General features: G+C 68.0%; 16 protein-coding genes. 4 read left to right on the top strand and 12 right to left on the bottom strand.

The annotated features are described in order from the left end of the window. Window positions 1-189 precede the first annotated feature (189 nt). Entirely contained in the window at window positions 190-1488 is a 1299-nt protein-coding gene (hslU, locus tag K2X73_RS13895) for an ATP-dependent protease ATPase subunit HslU (protein WP_294111782.1), read from the top strand. A gap of 15 nt (window positions 1489-1503) precedes the next feature. On the opposite strand, the gene K2X73_RS13890 is transcribed toward hslU, so the two are convergent. The 7 genes from K2X73_RS13890 to K2X73_RS13860 form a co-directional block, all read right to left on the bottom strand. After that, window positions 1504-3195, bottom strand: a complete 1692-nt coding sequence (locus K2X73_RS13890) for an alpha/beta hydrolase (RefSeq protein WP_294111781.1) — start codon at window positions 3193-3195, stop codon at window positions 1504-1506. Window positions 3196-3256: 61 nt separating this feature from the next. Continuing rightward, on the bottom strand, window positions 3257-3673 hold the full coding sequence (locus tag K2X73_RS13885; protein ID WP_294111780.1) for a hypothetical protein: 417 nt from the start codon (window positions 3671-3673) through the stop codon (window positions 3257-3259). After that, window positions 3670-4086: a hypothetical protein gene (locus tag K2X73_RS13880; protein ID WP_294111778.1), complete on the bottom strand. Its 417-nt coding sequence runs from the start codon at window positions 4084-4086 to the stop codon at window positions 3670-3672. The genes K2X73_RS13885 and K2X73_RS13880 overlap by 4 nt, the downstream gene beginning before the upstream one ends. A gap of 49 nt (window positions 4087-4135) precedes the next feature. Next, the gene (gene gloB / locus K2X73_RS13875) at window positions 4136-4867 is read right to left on the bottom strand and encodes a hydroxyacylglutathione hydrolase (RefSeq protein WP_294111776.1); all 732 of its coding nucleotides are present in this window, start codon (window positions 4865-4867) and stop codon (window positions 4136-4138) included. Beyond that, window positions 4867-5277, bottom strand: a complete 411-nt coding sequence (locus K2X73_RS13870; protein WP_294111774.1) for a VOC family protein — start codon at window positions 5275-5277, stop codon at window positions 4867-4869. Before K2X73_RS13870 ends, gloB begins: the two co-directional genes overlap by 1 nt. 76 nt (window positions 5278-5353) lie before the next feature. Next, the gene (locus K2X73_RS13865) at window positions 5354-6256 is read right to left on the bottom strand and encodes a TIGR00730 family Rossman fold protein (protein WP_294111773.1); all 903 of its coding nucleotides are present in this window, start codon (window positions 6254-6256) and stop codon (window positions 5354-5356) included. Between the two features lie 33 nt (window positions 6257-6289). Next, the gene (locus K2X73_RS13860; protein WP_294111771.1) at window positions 6290-6958 is read right to left on the bottom strand and encodes an extensin family protein; all 669 of its coding nucleotides are present in this window, start codon (window positions 6956-6958) and stop codon (window positions 6290-6292) included. A 166-nt stretch (window positions 6959-7124) separates the two neighbouring features. Here K2X73_RS13860 and K2X73_RS13855 point away from each other — a divergent pair, with 166 nt between their 5' ends. Further along, window positions 7125-8273, top strand: coding sequence for a phosphoserine transaminase (locus K2X73_RS13855; protein WP_294111769.1), 1149 nt, complete (start codon window positions 7125-7127; stop codon window positions 8271-8273). Window positions 8274-8456: 183 nt separating this feature from the next. After that, window positions 8457-10037 (top strand): phosphoglycerate dehydrogenase, encoded by a 1581-nt coding sequence (gene serA / locus K2X73_RS13850; protein WP_294111767.1) that lies wholly within the window; start codon window positions 8457-8459, stop codon window positions 10035-10037. Window positions 10038-10121: 84 nt separating this feature from the next. Here serA and rplA read toward each other — a convergent pair whose 3' ends face one another. The 5 genes from rplA to K2X73_RS13825 all read right to left on the bottom strand — a co-directional run bounded on the left by rplA (window position 10122) and on the right by K2X73_RS13825 (window position 13684). After that, entirely contained in the window at window positions 10122-10820 is a 699-nt protein-coding gene (gene rplA, locus K2X73_RS13845) for a 50S ribosomal protein L1 (RefSeq protein WP_294111765.1), read from the bottom strand. A gap of 4 nt (window positions 10821-10824) precedes the next feature. Further along, the gene (rplK, locus tag K2X73_RS13840; protein WP_294111764.1) at window positions 10825-11256 is read right to left on the bottom strand and encodes a 50S ribosomal protein L11; all 432 of its coding nucleotides are present in this window, start codon (window positions 11254-11256) and stop codon (window positions 10825-10827) included. Window positions 11257-11407: 151 nt separating this feature from the next. Then, window positions 11408-11944 carry a transcription termination/antitermination protein NusG gene (gene nusG, locus K2X73_RS13835; RefSeq protein ID WP_294111763.1) on the bottom strand — a complete coding sequence of 179 codons (537 nt, stop codon included), beginning with the start codon at window positions 11942-11944 and terminating at the stop codon, window positions 11408-11410. A gap of 20 nt (window positions 11945-11964) precedes the next feature. After that, window positions 11965-12162: a preprotein translocase subunit SecE gene (gene secE / locus K2X73_RS13830; RefSeq protein ID WP_294111761.1), complete on the bottom strand. Its 198-nt coding sequence runs from the start codon at window positions 12160-12162 to the stop codon at window positions 11965-11967. 106 nt (window positions 12163-12268) lie between these two features. Then, window positions 12269-13684: a DUF2029 domain-containing protein gene (locus K2X73_RS13825; protein ID WP_294111759.1), complete on the bottom strand. Its 1416-nt coding sequence runs from the start codon at window positions 13682-13684 to the stop codon at window positions 12269-12271. Between the two features lie 74 nt (window positions 13685-13758). On the opposite strand from K2X73_RS13825, the gene K2X73_RS13820 reads away from it, so the two are divergent. Then, window positions 13759-15378 (top strand): alkaline phosphatase D family protein, encoded by a 1620-nt coding sequence (locus tag K2X73_RS13820; protein ID WP_294111757.1) that lies wholly within the window; start codon window positions 13759-13761, stop codon window positions 15376-15378. Window positions 15379-15714 lie beyond the last annotated feature (336 nt).

The following is a 15714-nucleotide window of genomic DNA, read 5'->3' as shown; positions in this document are numbered from 1 at the left end:
GGGTGTTTTTGTGGTTTAACCCCATCGTATTTTTCAGGTTCTAACGCGTGAGTCCTCCCTCCCCCTCCCCCGGTGGGGGGTGTGGGTGGGGTGGGGGGCCGCGCCTGGTGCGCCGCTTGAGCTTCTTATCCCCCTCCCCCAACCCCCTCCCCTGAAGGGGAGGGGGCTTACGATATCCAGGACAGACGAATGAACGACGCCCTTACCCCCAAAGCCATCGTCGCCGCGCTTGACGCGCATATTATCGGCCAGAGCGACGCGAAGAAAGCCGTCGCGGTCGCGCTGCGCAATCGCTGGCGCCGCCAGCGGCTCGGCGCCGATCTGCGCGACGAGGTGACGCCCAAGAACATCCTGATGATCGGCCCCACCGGCTGCGGCAAGACCGAGATCAGCCGGCGCCTGGCGAAGCTCGCCGACGCGCCGTTCGTGAAGGTGGAGGCGACCAAATTCACCGAGGTCGGCTATGTCGGCCGCGATGTCGAGCAGATCGCGCGCGATCTGGTCGAGGAAGCGGTGCGGCTGGAGAAGGAACGCCGCCGCCAGGCGGTGAAGGACAAGGCCGAGGAAGCGGCGATGGCGCGCCTGCTCGACGCGCTTACCGGCAAGGGTGCCTCCGAAGCGACGCGCGAAGCTTTCCGCCAGCGCTTCCGCGACGGGCATCTCGACGACAAGGAAGTCGAGATCGAGGTCGAGCAGGCGCCGCAAATGCCGTTCGAAATGCCCGGCGGCGCGCAGGTCGGGATGATCAATCTGGGCGAGATGATGGGCAAGGCGTTCGGCCAGCCACCGCTCAAGCGCCGCAAGCTTCCCGTCCCCGCCGCCTGGACCAAGCTGGTCGAGGAGGAAGCCGACAAGCGCCTCGATCAGGACGAGGTGAGCCGCGCGGCGCTCGCCGACGCCGAGGCCAACGGCATCGTCTTCCTCGACGAGATCGACAAGATCGCGGTGAGCGACGTGCGCGGCGGATCGGTGAGCCGCGAGGGCGTGCAGCGCGATTTGCTGCCGCTGATCGAGGGCACCACCGTCTCGACCAAATATGGCCCGATGAAGACCGACCATATCCTGTTTATCGCCAGCGGCGCCTTCCATGTCGCGAAGCCCAGCGATCTGCTGCCCGAACTTCAGGGCCGCTTGCCGATCCGCGTCGAGCTGAAAGCGCTGACCGAGGCCGATTTCGTCGCGATCCTTTCCGACACCAAGGCCTCGCTGATCGCCCAGTACCGCGCGCTGCTCGGCACCGAAGGCGTGACGATCGACTTCACCGATGACGGCATCCGCGCCGTCGCCCGCATCGCCGCCGAGGTGAATGGGCAGGTCGAGAACATCGGCGCCAGGCGGCTGCAGACGGTGATGGAAAAGCTGCTCGAAAGCCTGAGCTTCGACGCCGAGGAACGGCAAGGCGAAACCGTGGTGATCGACGCTGACTATGTCGATCGCGAACTGGCGAGCATCGCCCGCAACACCGATCTCAGCCGGTTCGTGCTGTAGCGCCCGCCGGCGTGCTCAGTCGCTGGCCGCCGAGAAGGCGGTGACGGCGGGCATCAGTTCCGGCACGAAGCGGCTGAGCACAGGGAGATCGGCGGTGCAGAGATCGCGGGCGGCCAGCCCCAAATGCTGCGCGCCCTGCAGGACCGCGACGCGCGCGGGGTGGCGGCGCAGACGGCGGGCGGCGAGCGCGCTGGGCGTCGCATCATCGAGCGCGCCGAACAGGAATACTGCCCGGCCCCGATAGCGCTGCCACACCGGCAGCGGATCGAAAAACGGATCGAGCGCGATATACCAGGCGCCAGCCGAACGGTCGATCGAGCGCGAATCGGGGAACAGCCAGTCGCGAAGTACCGGCCGCGCGGCGGCACGAGCGGTCAGCGCGTCGAGTATCGGTGCCTGGGCTGGATCGCGCAGATAGGCGAAGAAGGCGCGCTGCTGATCCAGCGCCAGCTGGGCATCGGCGGTGCCGACCCCGGCGCAACGCAAGCGGACGCGGGTGTTGTAGAGATTCTGCTCGGCGACGGTGAGCGCCGTGCCCGCGGCGCCAAGCAGCAGCACATCGGCGGGGGCCGCGCCCCGAGCGATCGCCTTCGCCGCTACCCAGCCCGCTTGGCTCGATCCCGCAAGGCCGATCCGGCGGCGATCGACCTCGGCGCGTGTCGCGAGATAGGCCATTGCCGCCTGGGCATCGGCGGCGAGGACATCGAAACCCGCACGGTCGCCGTCTCCCGCAGAGGCGCCAGCGCCGCGTTTGTCGAACGCCAGCACCACCCGGCCCGACGCCGCGAGCTGATCGGCCAGCACCGCGATGATCGAGGCGTAACCGTCGCGGTCCTGCGGCCCCGATCCATGCAGCATCACGCTCGCCGGGCGCGGGTGCTTGCCGGCGCGGGGCGTGTAGAGCGTACCGGCGAGCAGCGTGCCGTCCCCCGAGCGGAAGCTGACCTCCTGCGTCCGGTAGCCGGCAATCCTGATTGCCGTGCGGGTGGCGCCGGCCTCCTCGATCGTGAGCGCGGGGCAGGCGCCGTTCGTGAACGGCGCGAAGCGGTAGCGGGCCCAGACCTCGGCCGAGAGCACGTGGGCGCCCGACGTCCACACCCGGCCCGACACCCGGGAGAGGCCGCGCCAGCTAGCGGTGCAGCTGTTGCGCACGAACAGCCGCACGACCGAACGGGTGACGATCAGCAGGCACCCGTCGGGCAGCCGGTAACGTCCGGCGAGCTGTTGGTAATAGCCCCGATCCAGCACGTCATCGTCGGCGGTGAACAGCGTCGCGCCCGCCGCTTCCTCGAAGTCGGCGACGCTCGCCGGCGAGCTTCGATCGCTGATGAAGGTGCCCGCCGGGCCGATCACCACGTCGTAGCGGCCATAGCCCACCCGGACGCGGCCCACGCGCAGCCGGTATATGCCCTGCGTCCGGTTGCCGACGCGCGCGGTTTCGCGGAAGTTCAGGTCAAGCTTTTCGCGCGGGTCGAACCGATCGAACAGCGCTTTGAACGAAGCGGCGATCGGCGCTGTTCCTTGATAGACCTCGTCCGGCGCGCCGTCCCGTGCGTAACGCAGCTGCGCATCGCTGGCATAAGCGGCGGCGGCGGCGGCGGGGTCGCGCGCCGCATAGGCCTCTCGCAGCGCCGCGAAAGGTTCGGCCCGCGCTGGCGACGAGGCCGCGAACAACAGGGCGCAGGCGAGCAGGACAAGCCACCGCATGCAAGCTGATTAGCCGGGTATGATGCTTTTGCCGACAGGCTTTCGCATCACCCTTCACCGGCTAGGGTGTTTTGGGCGGCACTGCCTCGGGCTTGTCATACGGCGTGAACTTGCCGAGGAAGCAATAAGCGGCGGAAAAGCCGCCATTGCGTCCTTGAACCTGAAACCGATCTTGCGTGCATAGCTGCGTGCCGAACTGGTTATCGAACACCAGGATATTGTCGCCCAGCAATGGTTGGCAGCGGTCGCGCAGCGTGTTCACCCATAGCCGGCGGCCGTTCTGGCGGTAGACCAGGTGGCGCTGGTCGACCCGATCCGGTCCCATCAACTGGTGCGAGTCGATGCAATCGGTCGGCGTGCCGGCGACGCGCCCCTCGATCGCCTTCGCAAGCTCGGGCGAGGGCGCGTCGAGTTCGGCCGCGCCGGTGGCCCCGCCGGCGACAAGCCCGGCCAGGATCGCGGCGACCCAGCGCTTCACCGCTTCACCCGTTTGTACGGGGTAAACTGGCCGAGCGCGCAACTGCCCGTTTGCACGCGTGAGATGACGTCGACCGTCTGGATGATCTGCCCCGAACAGAGCAGCCCCGCCTGGAAATTCTGCAGGATCAGGGCGTCGCCGCGTTCGGCGCCGCGGCAGCCGGGCGCGTTGTTGGCGAAAATCTCGTCGCGGCCGAAGCGGTAGAGGATCGTGTCGCCGATCGTCGTCGTGTTGTAGGTGCCGCGCCGCTCGTTGATGCACGTCTGTGGCGCCCCGGCCTGCTCGAACCCATCGAGCGCGCGGGCGAGCCGCGCGCTGTCGGTCGCTTCGTCCTGCGCCCGTGCGGCGCGTTGTTCCGGCGTTGAGGCGCAGCTGGCCAGCAGCACCAACGGGATCATGGTCAAGCCTCGCATCGCACTCCCTTTTCGCACGCGATGCCCCCGTCCGCAGTTTTAGCCTAGGTCAGCCGCGAAAGCTATCCTTTGCCGCGCGCAGTGCCGCGAGTTCGCCGACATTCTCCGCGCGGATGAACGGGTTGGTCGCGCATTCGAGCGCGATGCTGGTCGGCACGGTCGGCAGCCCCTCGGCGCGCGCCGCCGCGACCGCCGCCATCCGCTCGACGAGCGCCGCGTCATCCGGCGCGAGCGACAGCGCGAAGCGGCCATTGCTTGCGGTATATTCATGCGCGCAATAAACGGCGGTTTCGCCCGGGAGCGCCGCGTACCGCCGCATGTTGGCGAACATCTGCTCGGCGGTGCCCTCGAACAGGCGGCCGCAGCCCATTGCGAACAGCGTGTCGCCGACGAAGATCAGCCCGGCACCCGCCAGATGATAGCTGATATGCCCGGCAGTATGCGCGGGCGTCTCCCACACCGCCGCCACATGGTCGCCCAGCCGCACCGTGTCGCCCTCGCGCACCAGTCGATCGGCGGTGGGGATGCGCGCGGCTTCGGCGGCCGGCGCGATCACCGGCACGCCGTGCGCCGCCTTCAGGGCTTCGTTGCCGCCGGTGTGATCGGGGTGCCAATGCGTCGTCCAGATCGTGCTCAGGCGCCAGCCGCGCCGGGCGAGTTCGGCCTCGACCGGGTCGGCGACACCGGGATCGACCACCACCGTCTCGCCCGAGGCGGAATCATGCACCAGCCAGATATAATTGTCGCTGAGCGCCGGGACACAGGCGATCTCCAGCGCCATCACCAATGGCCGGTGTTCGGCATCGACGCCCAGGGCTCCTGCGGCGGCAAATGCCCGTCCTGCAGCAGCTCGATCGAGATGTTATCGGGGGTGCGGACGAACGCCATGTGCCCATCGCGCGGCGGGCGGTTGATCGTATAGCCCGCGTCCATCAGCCGCTGGCAGGTGTCGTAGATATTTTCCACCCGATAGGCGAGATGGCCGAAATTGCGGCCTTCGCCATAGACTTCGGCCTCGCCATTTTCGGGCGGCCAATTATAGGTCAGCTCCACCTGCGCCTGTTCGTCGCCGGGCGCCGCCATGAAGATCAGGGTGAAACGCCCCATTGGATTGTCGAAGCGGCGCACTTCCTTCAGCCCGAGCAATTCGAGGAATTTCACCGTCTTGTCCGGATCTTGGACGCGGATCATCGTGTGGAGATATCTCACGCAAACGCACTCCCTGATGTTCGCAGGCTAGATAGGGGCGGCGGCGCTTCCGGCCAAGCTAGTCGCTCGGCCCTTCGAGCGGATCGCCGCCGGTCGGGTGCTGGCGCTCGCGGTAGAAGGCGCGGACGAAATCCCAGGCTTCCTCGGCGGTTTCGACGAAGCGGAAAATCTTCAGGTCGCGCGGCGAGATCACGCCTTCCTCGCACAAAGCTTCCCAGTTGACGACGCGGCGCCAGAAGGCCTCGCCGAACAGCATAACCGGCATCGGGTCGATCTTGCCGGTCTGGATGAGTGTCAGCAGCTCGAACAGTTCGTCGAACGTGCCGAAACCGCCGGGGAAGGCCGCGAGCGCGCGCGCGTGGAGCAGGAAGTGCATCTTGCGCAGCGCGAAATAGTGGAATTGCAGGCTGAGCTTGGGGGTGACGTAGGGGTTGGGCGCCTGCTCGTGCGGCAGCACGATGTTGAGCCCGATCGATTCGGCGCCGACATCGGTCGCGCCGCGGTTGGCGGCCTCCATGATCGAGGGGCCGCCGCCCGAGCACACCACGAACTGGCGCCGGCCATCGGCATCGCGCGGCACCTGGCTGACGATCTGGGCGAGCTTGCGCGCCTCGTCATAATATTTCGATTTCTCGACCAGCCGCTCGGCGATCCGCCGTGCTTCGTCGCCCTCGGCGAGTTCGAGCAACGCCTGCGCCTTGGCGGGCTCGGGGATGCGCGCCGAGCCATAGAATACGAAAGTGGAAGCGATCCCGGCTTCCTCCAGGATCAGCTCGGGCTTCAGCAGTTCCAGCTGGAAGCGCACCGGGCGCAAATCCTCGCGCAGCAGGAAGTCCATGTCCTGAAAGGCGAGGCGATAGGCGGGGTCTTCGGTCTGCGGGGTGCGGATCGATCCCTTGGCGGTTTCGGCGTCCTGGCGCGCGGGGGCGAACAGGCGATTGGGAATCTTGGCGTCGCTCATTTCCCCGGCCCTAACCCAGCCGAACCGCCACGGCTAGCGGCAGAAACCCGCGCGATCATCCTCCAGGTGGAAATGATTATAATGGGCGGTGTTGTAATCGGGGCTGAGCACCGTGCCGAACCGTTTGCACGCGGAAGCGCGGATCACGCGGAGGAACTCGGCGGTGGCGGGGTCGGGCGAGCGCCACCCGTCCTGCACCGTGATGCGCCGTCCGTCCGCCAGCACGAAGCCGCTGACATCCACCGCATTGCCCAGCGCATGGCCTGACAGGCGCGTGTAAGCGGGAGCGGTGCCGACGGTGTTGCGGCAGGCATAGCTCCCCATCGTCTCGATCCGGGCAAGCTCGCCCCCCAGGATTTCGCGCGCGGCGGGCGCGACGCCGTTCCGCGCCCAGCCGATGAAGGTGCGCGCGAGCCCGCAGCGCATCCCTTTGATCCCGGTGACGGGGACGCCGATGTCGATCAGCTGTACCGCGCCGATCAACTGGCAACCGCCGCCATAATCGCGGTCCGGCAGCGGCGAGAAGCGCACGTCCTGGCGCGAGAGATCGGCGAAGCAGGCCTGGGTTTCGCGGCTGGTCGGCAGATTGAGCGTGACCGCTGGGCTCCCTCGCGGGCGCGGGGGCGGCGGAGCCACGCGGTCCCCGCCAAAACAGCCGGCGAGCAGCAGGGCAAGGCCGAAGGCGGGTGTGGGGCGGCGCATGGCAATCCGCCTAGCGCGCGATGTTAAACGCCGCGTTAACCAAGCGAACGGCGCCGCCTGTGGTAATTTTTCACCAGCGCCATTGACGATGCGCGAAAGATCGTTACCGAGGTCGACGGGCCACGCGGTCCCAACGCCGCGCGTGCTCTCTGCAAGGAGAGTTGACATGACTGAACTCGGCGCCCCTGCGGCGCGCACCAAGCCGTCGGTGAAGCCGGCGCGTCCCTTTTTCTCCTCCGGTCCCTGCGCCAAACCGCCCGGCTGGTCGGCCGACAAGCTCGCGACCGCGTCGCTCGGCCGCTCGCACCGTTCCAAGATCGGCAAGGCGCGACTCGAACGCGCGATCGCGCTGACCCGCGCGGTGCTGCGCGTGCCCGACACCCACCGCATCGCGATCGTACCGGGCTCGGATACCGGCGCCTATGAAATGGCGATGTGGACGATGCTGGGCGCCCGGCCCGTCACCGCGCTCGCCTGGGAAAGCTTTGGCGAGGGCTGGGTGACCGATGCGGTCAAGCAGCTGAAGCTCAACCCCACGATCCTGCGCGCGGATTATGGCGCGCTGCCCGATCTCGGCGCGGTCGATTGGGGGCATGACGTGCTGTTCACCTGGAACGGCACGACCAGCGGCGTGCGCGTGCCGGACGGCGACTGGATCGCGGCTGATCGCGAAGGCCTGAGCTTCGCCGACGCGACCAGCGCGGTGTTCGCGTACGACCTGCCTTGGGACAAGCTCGATGTCACCACCTTCAGCTGGCAGAAGGTGCTGGGCGGGGAGGGCGCGCACGGCGTGCTGATCCTCGGCCCGCGCGCGGTCGAGCGGCTGGAGGGCTATACCCCTGCCTGGCCGCTGCCCAAGATTTTCCGCCTGACGAAGGGCGGAAAATTGGTGGAAGGCGTGTTCGCCGGGGAGACGATCAACACCCCGTCGATGCTCGCGGTCGAGGATGTGATCTTCGCGCTCGAATGGGCGGAAGGGCTGGGCCGGCTCGACGCGCTGATCGCGCGCAGCGACGCTAATGCCGCGGCTTTGGATGCGATCGTGGCCGAGCGTGATTGGCTGGGTCACCTCGCCGCCGATCCGGCGACGCGCTCCAAGACCAGCGTCTGCCTGACGGTCGCTGGCGCCGATGCCGCGCTGATCAAGAAGCTGGCGGGCCTGCTCGAGGCCGAAGGCGCCGCGTTCGACATCGCCGGCTATCGCGACGCCCCGCCGGGCCTGCGCATCTGGTGCGGCGCGACGGTCGACACCGCCGATGTGCAAGCGCTCGGCCCGTGGCTCGACTGGGCTTATGCCGGGGCGCGGGGCGGCTAACGCCCTAAAGCCCTCTCCCGTTTACGGGAGAGGGTTTGGGTGAGGGCACTTCTTCTTCCCCCGACCTTCGCCCTGCAGCCCGCCCTCACCCCAACCCTCTCCCGCCAGCGGGAGAGGGGGAAGAAGTACCCTCACCCCGACCCTCTCCCGCACGCGGGAGAGGGGGAAGTTCAGGATCGAACCATGCCCAAAGTCCTCATCTCCGACAAAATGGACCCCCAAGCCGCCGCGATCTTCCGCGCGCGCGGCGTCGAGGTCGATGAAATCACCGGCAAGACGCCCGATGAACTGAAGGCGATCATTGGCGATTATGACGGCCTCGCCATCCGCTCCTCGACCAAGGTGACCAAGGATATTCTGGCGCACGCCACCAACCTCAAAGTCATCGGCCGCGCCGGGATCGGCGTCGACAATGTCGATATCCCCGCCGCCAGCGCCAAGGGCGTGGTGGTGATGAACACGCCCTTCGGCAATTCGATCACCACCGCCGAACACGCGATCGCGCTGATGTTCGCGCTCGCCCGCCAGCTCCCCGAGGCCGATGCCAGCACCCAGGCCGGCAAATGGGAGAAGAACCGCTTCATGGGGGTGGAACTCTATGCCAAGACGCTCGCGCTGATCGGCTGCGGGAATATCGGCTCGATCGTCGCCGAACGCGCGCTGGGCCTGCGTATGAAGGTGATCGCCTATGATCCCTTCCTCACCCCCGAACGCGCGCTCGAATTGGGGGTGGAGAAGGTCGATCTCGAAACGCTGCTCGCGCGCGCCGATTTCATCAGCCTGCACACCCCGCTCACCGATCAGACACGCAATATTCTCTCCGCCGAGGCGCTCGCCAAGACCAAGAAGGGCATCCGCATCGTCAATTGCGCGCGCGGCGGGTTGATCGACGAGGCGGCGCTGAAGGCGGGGCTTGATAGCGGCCATATCGGTGGTGCCGCGCTCGACGTGTTCGCCGAGGAACCGGCCAAGGCCTCGCCGCTGTTCGGCACGCCGGGCTTCGTCTCGACCCCGCATCTTGGTGCCTCGACCACCGAGGCGCAGGTGAATGTCGCGATCCAGGTGGCGGAGCAGATGGCCGACTATCTGGTGAGCGGCGGCATCACCAACGCGCTCAACGTGCCGTCGCTCTCGGCGGAGGAGGCGCCCAAGCTGAAGCCGTACATGGCGCTTGCCGAAAAACTCGGGTCGCTCGTCGGCCAATTGTCGCACGGCGCCCCGGGCGGCGTCGCGATCGAGGTGGAGGGGGCGGCAGCGAGCCTCAACCAGAAGCCGATCACCAGCGCGGTGCTGGCGGGGATGCTGCGGGTCCATTCGGACACGGTCAACATGGTCAACGCGCCCTTTCTGGCGAAGGAGCGCGGGCTCGACGTGCGCGAGGTGCGGCATGACCGCGAGGGCGATTACCACACGCTCGTCCGCGTAACGGTGAAGACGCAGGCCGGCGAGCGTTCGGTCGCGGGCACTTTGTTCGGCGATCAGGCGCCGCGCCTGGTCGAACTGTTCGGGATCAAGGTCGAGGCCGATCTCGCCGGCCACATGCTCTACGTGGTGAACGAGGACGCGCCGGGCTTTATCGGCCGGCTCGGGAGCACGCTCGGCGACGCGGGCGTCAACATCGCGACCTTCCACCTTGGCCGCCGTTCGGCGGGGGGCGAGGCGGTGCTGCTGCTCTCGGTCGACGAGCCGGTGACGGCGGCGCTGATCGCCCAGGTTCGTGCGCTGCCCGGCGTGCGTACGGCGATGGCGCTCGGCTTCGCCTGATCGGGCCTGCCTTCAAAAAAAGAGCGGTGGTCCGATCGTCTCGGATCACCGCTCCGGTTTTCAAAAGGTCGCGTGAGGAGGGGCTTAGGCGCCCGCGACCTCGGCGATGTCGATCTTGATGCCCGCGCCCATGGTCGAGCTGATCGCGATCTTCTTGACGTACTTGCCCTTGGCGCCCGAGGGCTTGGCCTTTACCACCGCGTCGACCAGCGCGTCGAAGTTCGCGCGCAGGTCTTCGGCGGCGAAGCTCGCCTTGCCGATGCCGGAGTGGATGATGCCGGCCTTTTCGACTCGATACTCGACTTGGCCGCCCTTCGCGGCCTTCACCGCTTCGCCGACGTTCATCGTCACGGTGCCGAGCTTGGGGTTGGGCATCAGGCCCTTGGGGCCGAGGATCTTGCCGAGCCGGCCGACGACGCCCATCATGTCCGGGGTCGCGATGCAGCGGTCGAAATCGATCGTGCCGCCCTGCACCAGCTCCATCAGGTCCTCGGCGCCGACGACATCGGCACCCGCCGCCTTGGCTTCATCGGCCTTGGCGCCGCGCGCGAACACGCCGACGCGCACCGTCTTGCCGGTGCCCTTGGGCAGCGTGACGACGCCGCGGACCATCTGGTCGGCATGGCGCGGATCGACGCCCAGGTTCAGCGCGACTTCGATCGTCTCGTCGAACTTGGCGGTCGCGTTCGACTTGGCGAGCGCGATGGCTTCATCGACGCCGTACAGCTTGTCGCGGTTCACGGCGGTGGCGAGAGTCTTCGCCTTCTTGGTCAGCTTCGCCACGGTATCAGCCCTCCACCACGTCGACGCCCATCGCGCGGGCGGAGCCTTCGATGATGCGGGTCGCCGCTTCGATATCGTTGGCGTTCAGATCCTTCATCTTCACCTGGGCGATCTCGCTCAGCTGCGAGCGCTTGATCGTGCCGGCCTTCACCTTGCCCGGCTCCTTCGAGCCCGACTTCAGGTTCATCGCCTTCTTGATGAGGAAGGTGGCGGGCGGCGTCTTGGTCTCGAACGAGAAGCTGCGGTCGGCATAGACCGTGATCACCGTCGGGATCGGCGAGCCGACTTCCAGATCGGTGGTCGCGGCGTTGAACGCCTTGCAGAATTCCATGATGTTGACGCCGCGCTGACCGAGCGCGGGGCCGATCGGCGGCGAGGGGTTGGCTTTGCCTGCAGGAACCTGCAGCTTGATATAGCCGGTAATCTTCTTGGCCATTGATCTCACTCTATAGGGGGCGGCACGCGGCCACCCGGTTCAAGTTTAGCGGTTCAAGCGGCTGAAAGCCTCCCGCACGGAAGCGCCCCCCGCCCGAGTCGGGCGGAGAAGCGAAGGCGCGCGCATAGCGGCACCGGGCCGCCGGCGCAACTTACTTGACGCGCTCGACCTGCTCGAAATCGAGTTCGACCGGGGTCGCGCGGCCGAAGATCGACACCGACACCTTGACCTTCGACTTGTCGAAATCGAGGCCTTCCACGGTGCCGTTGAAGCTCGCGAACGGGCCTTCGAGCACCTTCACCGCGTCGCCAATCTCGAAATCGACCTTGATCTTGGTCTTGGTGGTGGGCGCCGCTTCGTCCTTGGTCGAGAGCATCCGCGAGGCTTCGCCATCGCTGATCGCCTGCGGCTTGCCGTTCGGCCCCAGGAAGCCCGTCACCTTGGGCGTATTCTTGACGAGGTGATAGACGTCGTCGTTCATCTCGAGCTTGGCCAGCACATAGCCGGGCATGAACTTGCGCTCGACCTGGATTTTCTTGCCGCGCCGCGCCTCGGTGACGGTTTCGGTCGGCACTTCGATCGCCTCGACCAGCTGTTCGAGCCCGAGCCGGGTCGCCTCGGCCATGATCGCGTCGCGAACCTTGCCTTCAAAGCCCGAATAAGCGTGAATAATGTACCAGCGCGCCATAAGTCCCTTCCGGCCCTTCCTTACTTCGCCAGGTTCAGCAGCAGGTTGACGATCGCGTCAAAGAACGCGTCGATCGTGAAGAAGAACAGGCCGAGCATCGCGGTCATGATCACCACCATGATCGCGGTCATCCGCGTTTCTTTCCAGGTGGGCCACACCACTTTCCTGGTTTCGGCTTGCACCTGGCGGATGAATTCAGTCGGGGTCGTCTTCGCCACGCCATTTTCCTTCGTTGATCCTTGTCGCCGAACATAGGCTTCCCGTCCGGCCCCGCCAAGCGGGCACCGACGCTGATCCTATTTGCGATTTCGGATTTGCTTACGCTTACGATGCTTCGCGGGCGCGCGCAAGCGGCTTTGGCGGCAGCCACAGGGTGAAGCGGGTGCCGTCGACCCGGATCGGGTGATAGCCGCGCGCGCGGGCGGTGGCGGCGAGGGCGGCGTCGCCGTCGGGCTCGGCGCCAGTCAAGACCGGGCCGAGCGGCGCGGTGGGGAGGGTGGCGGGGCTCAGCAGGTGCAGGCGCCGCTCGGCGGCTGGATCGAGCAATCCCTCGCCGCGAAAGTAGAAGGGGCCGGCGGCGAAACGCGGGTCGATCGCGAGCCCCGCGGCGGGCAGATATTGCGGCGAAAGTGTCGCCACAGCCCCGCCCGCGCCCGTGCCGCGCAACGCCGCGCCGATCGCGTCGCTCTCGCGCGCGGCGCGGGGCATCGCCAGCCCCTGCCGGGCCGCGCCGAGCAACGCCTCGATCGACAGCGACAGGCCGGCGCCAACAAAGATCGCGGTCGCGATGCGCAGCGGCCGCGAAGGCGCCGCGACGCTCCAGCCCCGCGCCAGTTGGACGAACAGCGGTGGCAGCAGCGGCAGCAGATATTGGCGCCAGGTTGGAAAGGGGGCGAGGCTCGCCAGCGCCCCGGCGAGCAGGAACAGCGCGAGCACCGGCGACCGCCCCCGCCAGCCAAATCCCAGCGCGAGCAGCGCCGGGCCGAGCGCCAGGAATTTGAGCGCGTCGAACGCCTTGGTCGCCAGCGCGAGCTTGGCGGGGTTGGCGCGCGCATACCAGTCGGCCGGGCCGGCATGGGGGAAGCGCAGCACCTCGAACGCGAACGCCTCGGGCGCGGCGGCGGCGAGCGCTGCGACCAGCAGCGCCGCCGGCAGCGCCCCCAGCGCCAGCCAGGCCGGGCGCCGTGCCCGGTCCGCCAGGGCATAGGCGCCATAGGCCAGCGCGGGCGCGGCGTAGGAGAGCTTGGCCGCCGCCGCCCCCGCCAGCAGTAGCCCCGCGAGCAGCGCCCGCCCGCGCGTTGGCGGGGCGAGCACCGCGACCAGCCCGCCGCTCAGCAGCGCGGCGGGCAGCATATCGTTGCGCGCCGCCGCCGCGCTGAACAGGAAGCTGTCGCACGCGCCCATCAGCAGCGCGGCGGCCGTCGCCATCGTGCGCGTCGCGCCCGCCACCCGCGCCGCCCGCGCGACGAGCAGCAGCGTCAGCACCCCCAGCGCCGCGTTCACCAGCCGCAGCGCGATCCATGCGCCGCCCCCGGCCAGCATCGCGACCGGCGCGAACAGCAGCGGCTGGAGCGGGGTCTGCAGATAGGCGAAGTCGCTGTAGGGCAGCCCGCGCACCGCGAGCACGGTCGCGGCGACATATTGGCTTTCGTCATGGTCCACCGGCCGCGCGAGCGCGAGCAGGGCGAGCAGGAGGAAAACCGCGCTCCACAGCGCGACCGGAACCAGGCGACGTGTCACGAAGCGGCCATAGAAAAGCGGCAAGGCCAGGCAAAGCCCCGCTAAAAGGGGCGTCTTGATCCGGGGGACTTGCCATGCGCGTCGATCGTCGTTCCTTCCTGCTCACCGGCAGCCTCGGGCTCGGCGCCTTCGCGCTTCCCGGCTTCGCGCAGACGCCCAGCGTCGCCGACGCGCGGGGCTTCACCCACAATGTCGCGAGCGGCGAGCCGGCGGCGGATTCGGTGCTGCTGTGGACGCGCTATGTGCCCGCAAGCGGGGACAGCGCCGAGCTGCGCGTCGAACTTTCCGAAAGCGCGGATTTCGCCCGCGCGATCGATGGCGGGCGGATGATCACCGGCCCGTGGCGCGACTGGACCGCGAAGATCACCGCGAGCGGGCTGAAGGCGGGCACCCGCTATCACTATCGCTTCATCGCTCCCGATGGCAGCCGCTCGCCGGCGGGGCGCACCAAGACGCTGCCCGATGGCGCCACGCGCCAGGCCAAGCTGGGCGTGTTCAGCTGTTCCAACATGGCGTTCGGCTATTTCAACGCCTATGCCCATGCCGCCGAGCAGGGCGAGATCGACCTCGCCATCCACCTTGGCGATTATTTCTATGAATATGCCCCCGGCATTTACCCCTCGGCTGAGCAAAGCGTCGCCGGGCGGCTGCCGGCGCCGGCGAACGAGCTGATCGCGCTCGCCGATTATCGGCTGCGCTATGCGAGCTATCGCGCCGATCCCGATTTGCAGAAGCTCCACGCGAGCGTGCCGTGGATCGTGCAGTGGGATGATCACGAATCGGCGAACGACAGCTGGGAAGGCGGCGCCGAGAATCACGAAGCGGGCGAGGGCGACTGGAATCTGCGCCGCGCCGCCGCGATCCAGGCCTATCGCGAATGGATGCCGGTGTCGGACGAGCCCTGGGCGCGCTACCAGATCGGCACGCTCGCCACGCTCTACCGCACCGAGACGCGGCTGCTCGCGCGCACCAAGCAGCCCGAGCTGCGCGGCCTGCTCGGCGGGCTCGATCCGCGCGCGGCGCTGGTCAAGTTCCGCGATGGCGCCTGGCAGGATCCGGCGGCGACGATGATGGGCACCACGCAGGAAGCGTGGCTCGCGGGCGCCCTGCGCCAATCGGTGAAGGCGGGCACGCGCTGGCAGGTGGTGAATTTCGGCACGATCCTGGGTGAGACCCGCCTGCCGCTCGAGGCCAAGGACTGGATCGCCGCCGATGCCCCGGCGCGCGCCAAGGCCTATGTCACCGCCGGGCTGCTTGCCTCCTCGGTCGGTCTGCCGTTCAACTTCGATAATTGGGGCGGCTACCCCGCCGCGCGCCGCCGCTTCCTGCGCGACGCGCAAGCCGCGGGCGCGAATCTGATCGTGCTATCGGGCGACAGCCACAATGGCTGGGCCTATGATCTGGCGCAGGACGGTAAGCCGGTGGGCGTCGAGTTCGCGGGGCACGGCGTCACCTCGCCGGGCATCGAAAGCGGGATCAGCGCCGATCCGGCCAAGGTCGCCGCCGCACTGGTGCGCACCAACCCGGAGCTCAAATGGTGCGACACCAGCCGGCGCGGCTATATGCTGCTGACGCTCACGCCCGAGGCGGCGCGCAACGATTGGGTGTTCGTCGACACGATCCGCGAGCGCGGCGCCAAGGCGAGCGTGGGGCATAGCGCGACCGTCGCGCGCGGGCGGAATGTGATGGGGTAGGGCGGCGGCGCGATCGTGCGTCGATCGGCGCGCTGAAAAACCTCCGCCACTGTTGATATGACAGCTCTTCCCCGGCGAAGGCCGGGGCCCAGTCGCGCCACGGTAGCAGCGTGGCGCCGCACGGGCTGCGGGCCCGATCCTGGGCCCCGGCCGTCGCCGGGGAAGTGGTGGGGGCATAACCCCTGCTGCTCCTTGTCGTTGAGCTTGCTGCCACGCGGCGGCGCGATCGACCGTTGCGCCTTCATCGGTAGCAGCGTGGCGCCGCACAGGCTGCGGGCCCGATCCTGGGCCCCGGCCTTCGCCGGGGAAGGAGTGGTGGGAGAGCGGTCCCCGTTT

It is taken from the genome of Sphingomonas sp. (assembly GCF_019746665.1).
Taxonomy (GTDB): domain Bacteria; phylum Pseudomonadota; class Alphaproteobacteria; order Sphingomonadales; family Sphingomonadaceae; genus Sphingomonas.
Note: the sequence above shows the minus strand (reverse complement) of the source record. Positions and strands in the feature narration are given on the sequence as shown.

Coding starts and splice junctions, on each gene's coding strand:
- hslU (WP_294111782.1), top strand. CDS start 190: ATGAACGACGCCCTTACCCCCAAAGCCATCGTCGCCGCGCTTGACGCG.
- K2X73_RS13890 (WP_294111781.1), bottom strand. CDS start 3,195: ATGCGGTGGCTTGTCCTGCTCGCCTGCGCCCTGTTGTTCGCGGCCTCG.
- K2X73_RS13880 (WP_294111778.1), bottom strand. CDS start 4,086: ATGCGAGGCTTGACCATGATCCCGTTGGTGCTGCTGGCCAGCTGCGCC.
- gloB (WP_294111776.1), bottom strand. CDS start 4,867: ATGGCGCTGGAGATCGCCTGTGTCCCGGCGCTCAGCGACAATTATATC.
- K2X73_RS13870 (WP_294111774.1), bottom strand. CDS start 5,277: ATGATCCGCGTCCAAGATCCGGACAAGACGGTGAAATTCCTCGAATTG.
- K2X73_RS13865 (WP_294111773.1), bottom strand. CDS start 6,256: ATGAGCGACGCCAAGATTCCCAATCGCCTGTTCGCCCCCGCGCGCCAG.
- K2X73_RS13860 (WP_294111771.1), bottom strand. CDS start 6,958: ATGCGCCGCCCCACACCCGCCTTCGGCCTTGCCCTGCTGCTCGCCGGC.
- K2X73_RS13855 (WP_294111769.1), top strand. CDS start 7,125: ATGACTGAACTCGGCGCCCCTGCGGCGCGCACCAAGCCGTCGGTGAAG.
- serA (WP_294111767.1), top strand. CDS start 8,457: ATGCCCAAAGTCCTCATCTCCGACAAAATGGACCCCCAAGCCGCCGCG.
- rplK (WP_294111764.1), bottom strand. CDS start 11,256: ATGGCCAAGAAGATTACCGGCTATATCAAGCTGCAGGTTCCTGCAGGC.
- nusG (WP_294111763.1), bottom strand. CDS start 11,944: ATGGCGCGCTGGTACATTATTCACGCTTATTCGGGCTTTGAAGGCAAG.
- K2X73_RS13820 (WP_294111757.1), top strand. CDS start 13,759: ATGCGCGTCGATCGTCGTTCCTTCCTGCTCACCGGCAGCCTCGGGCTC.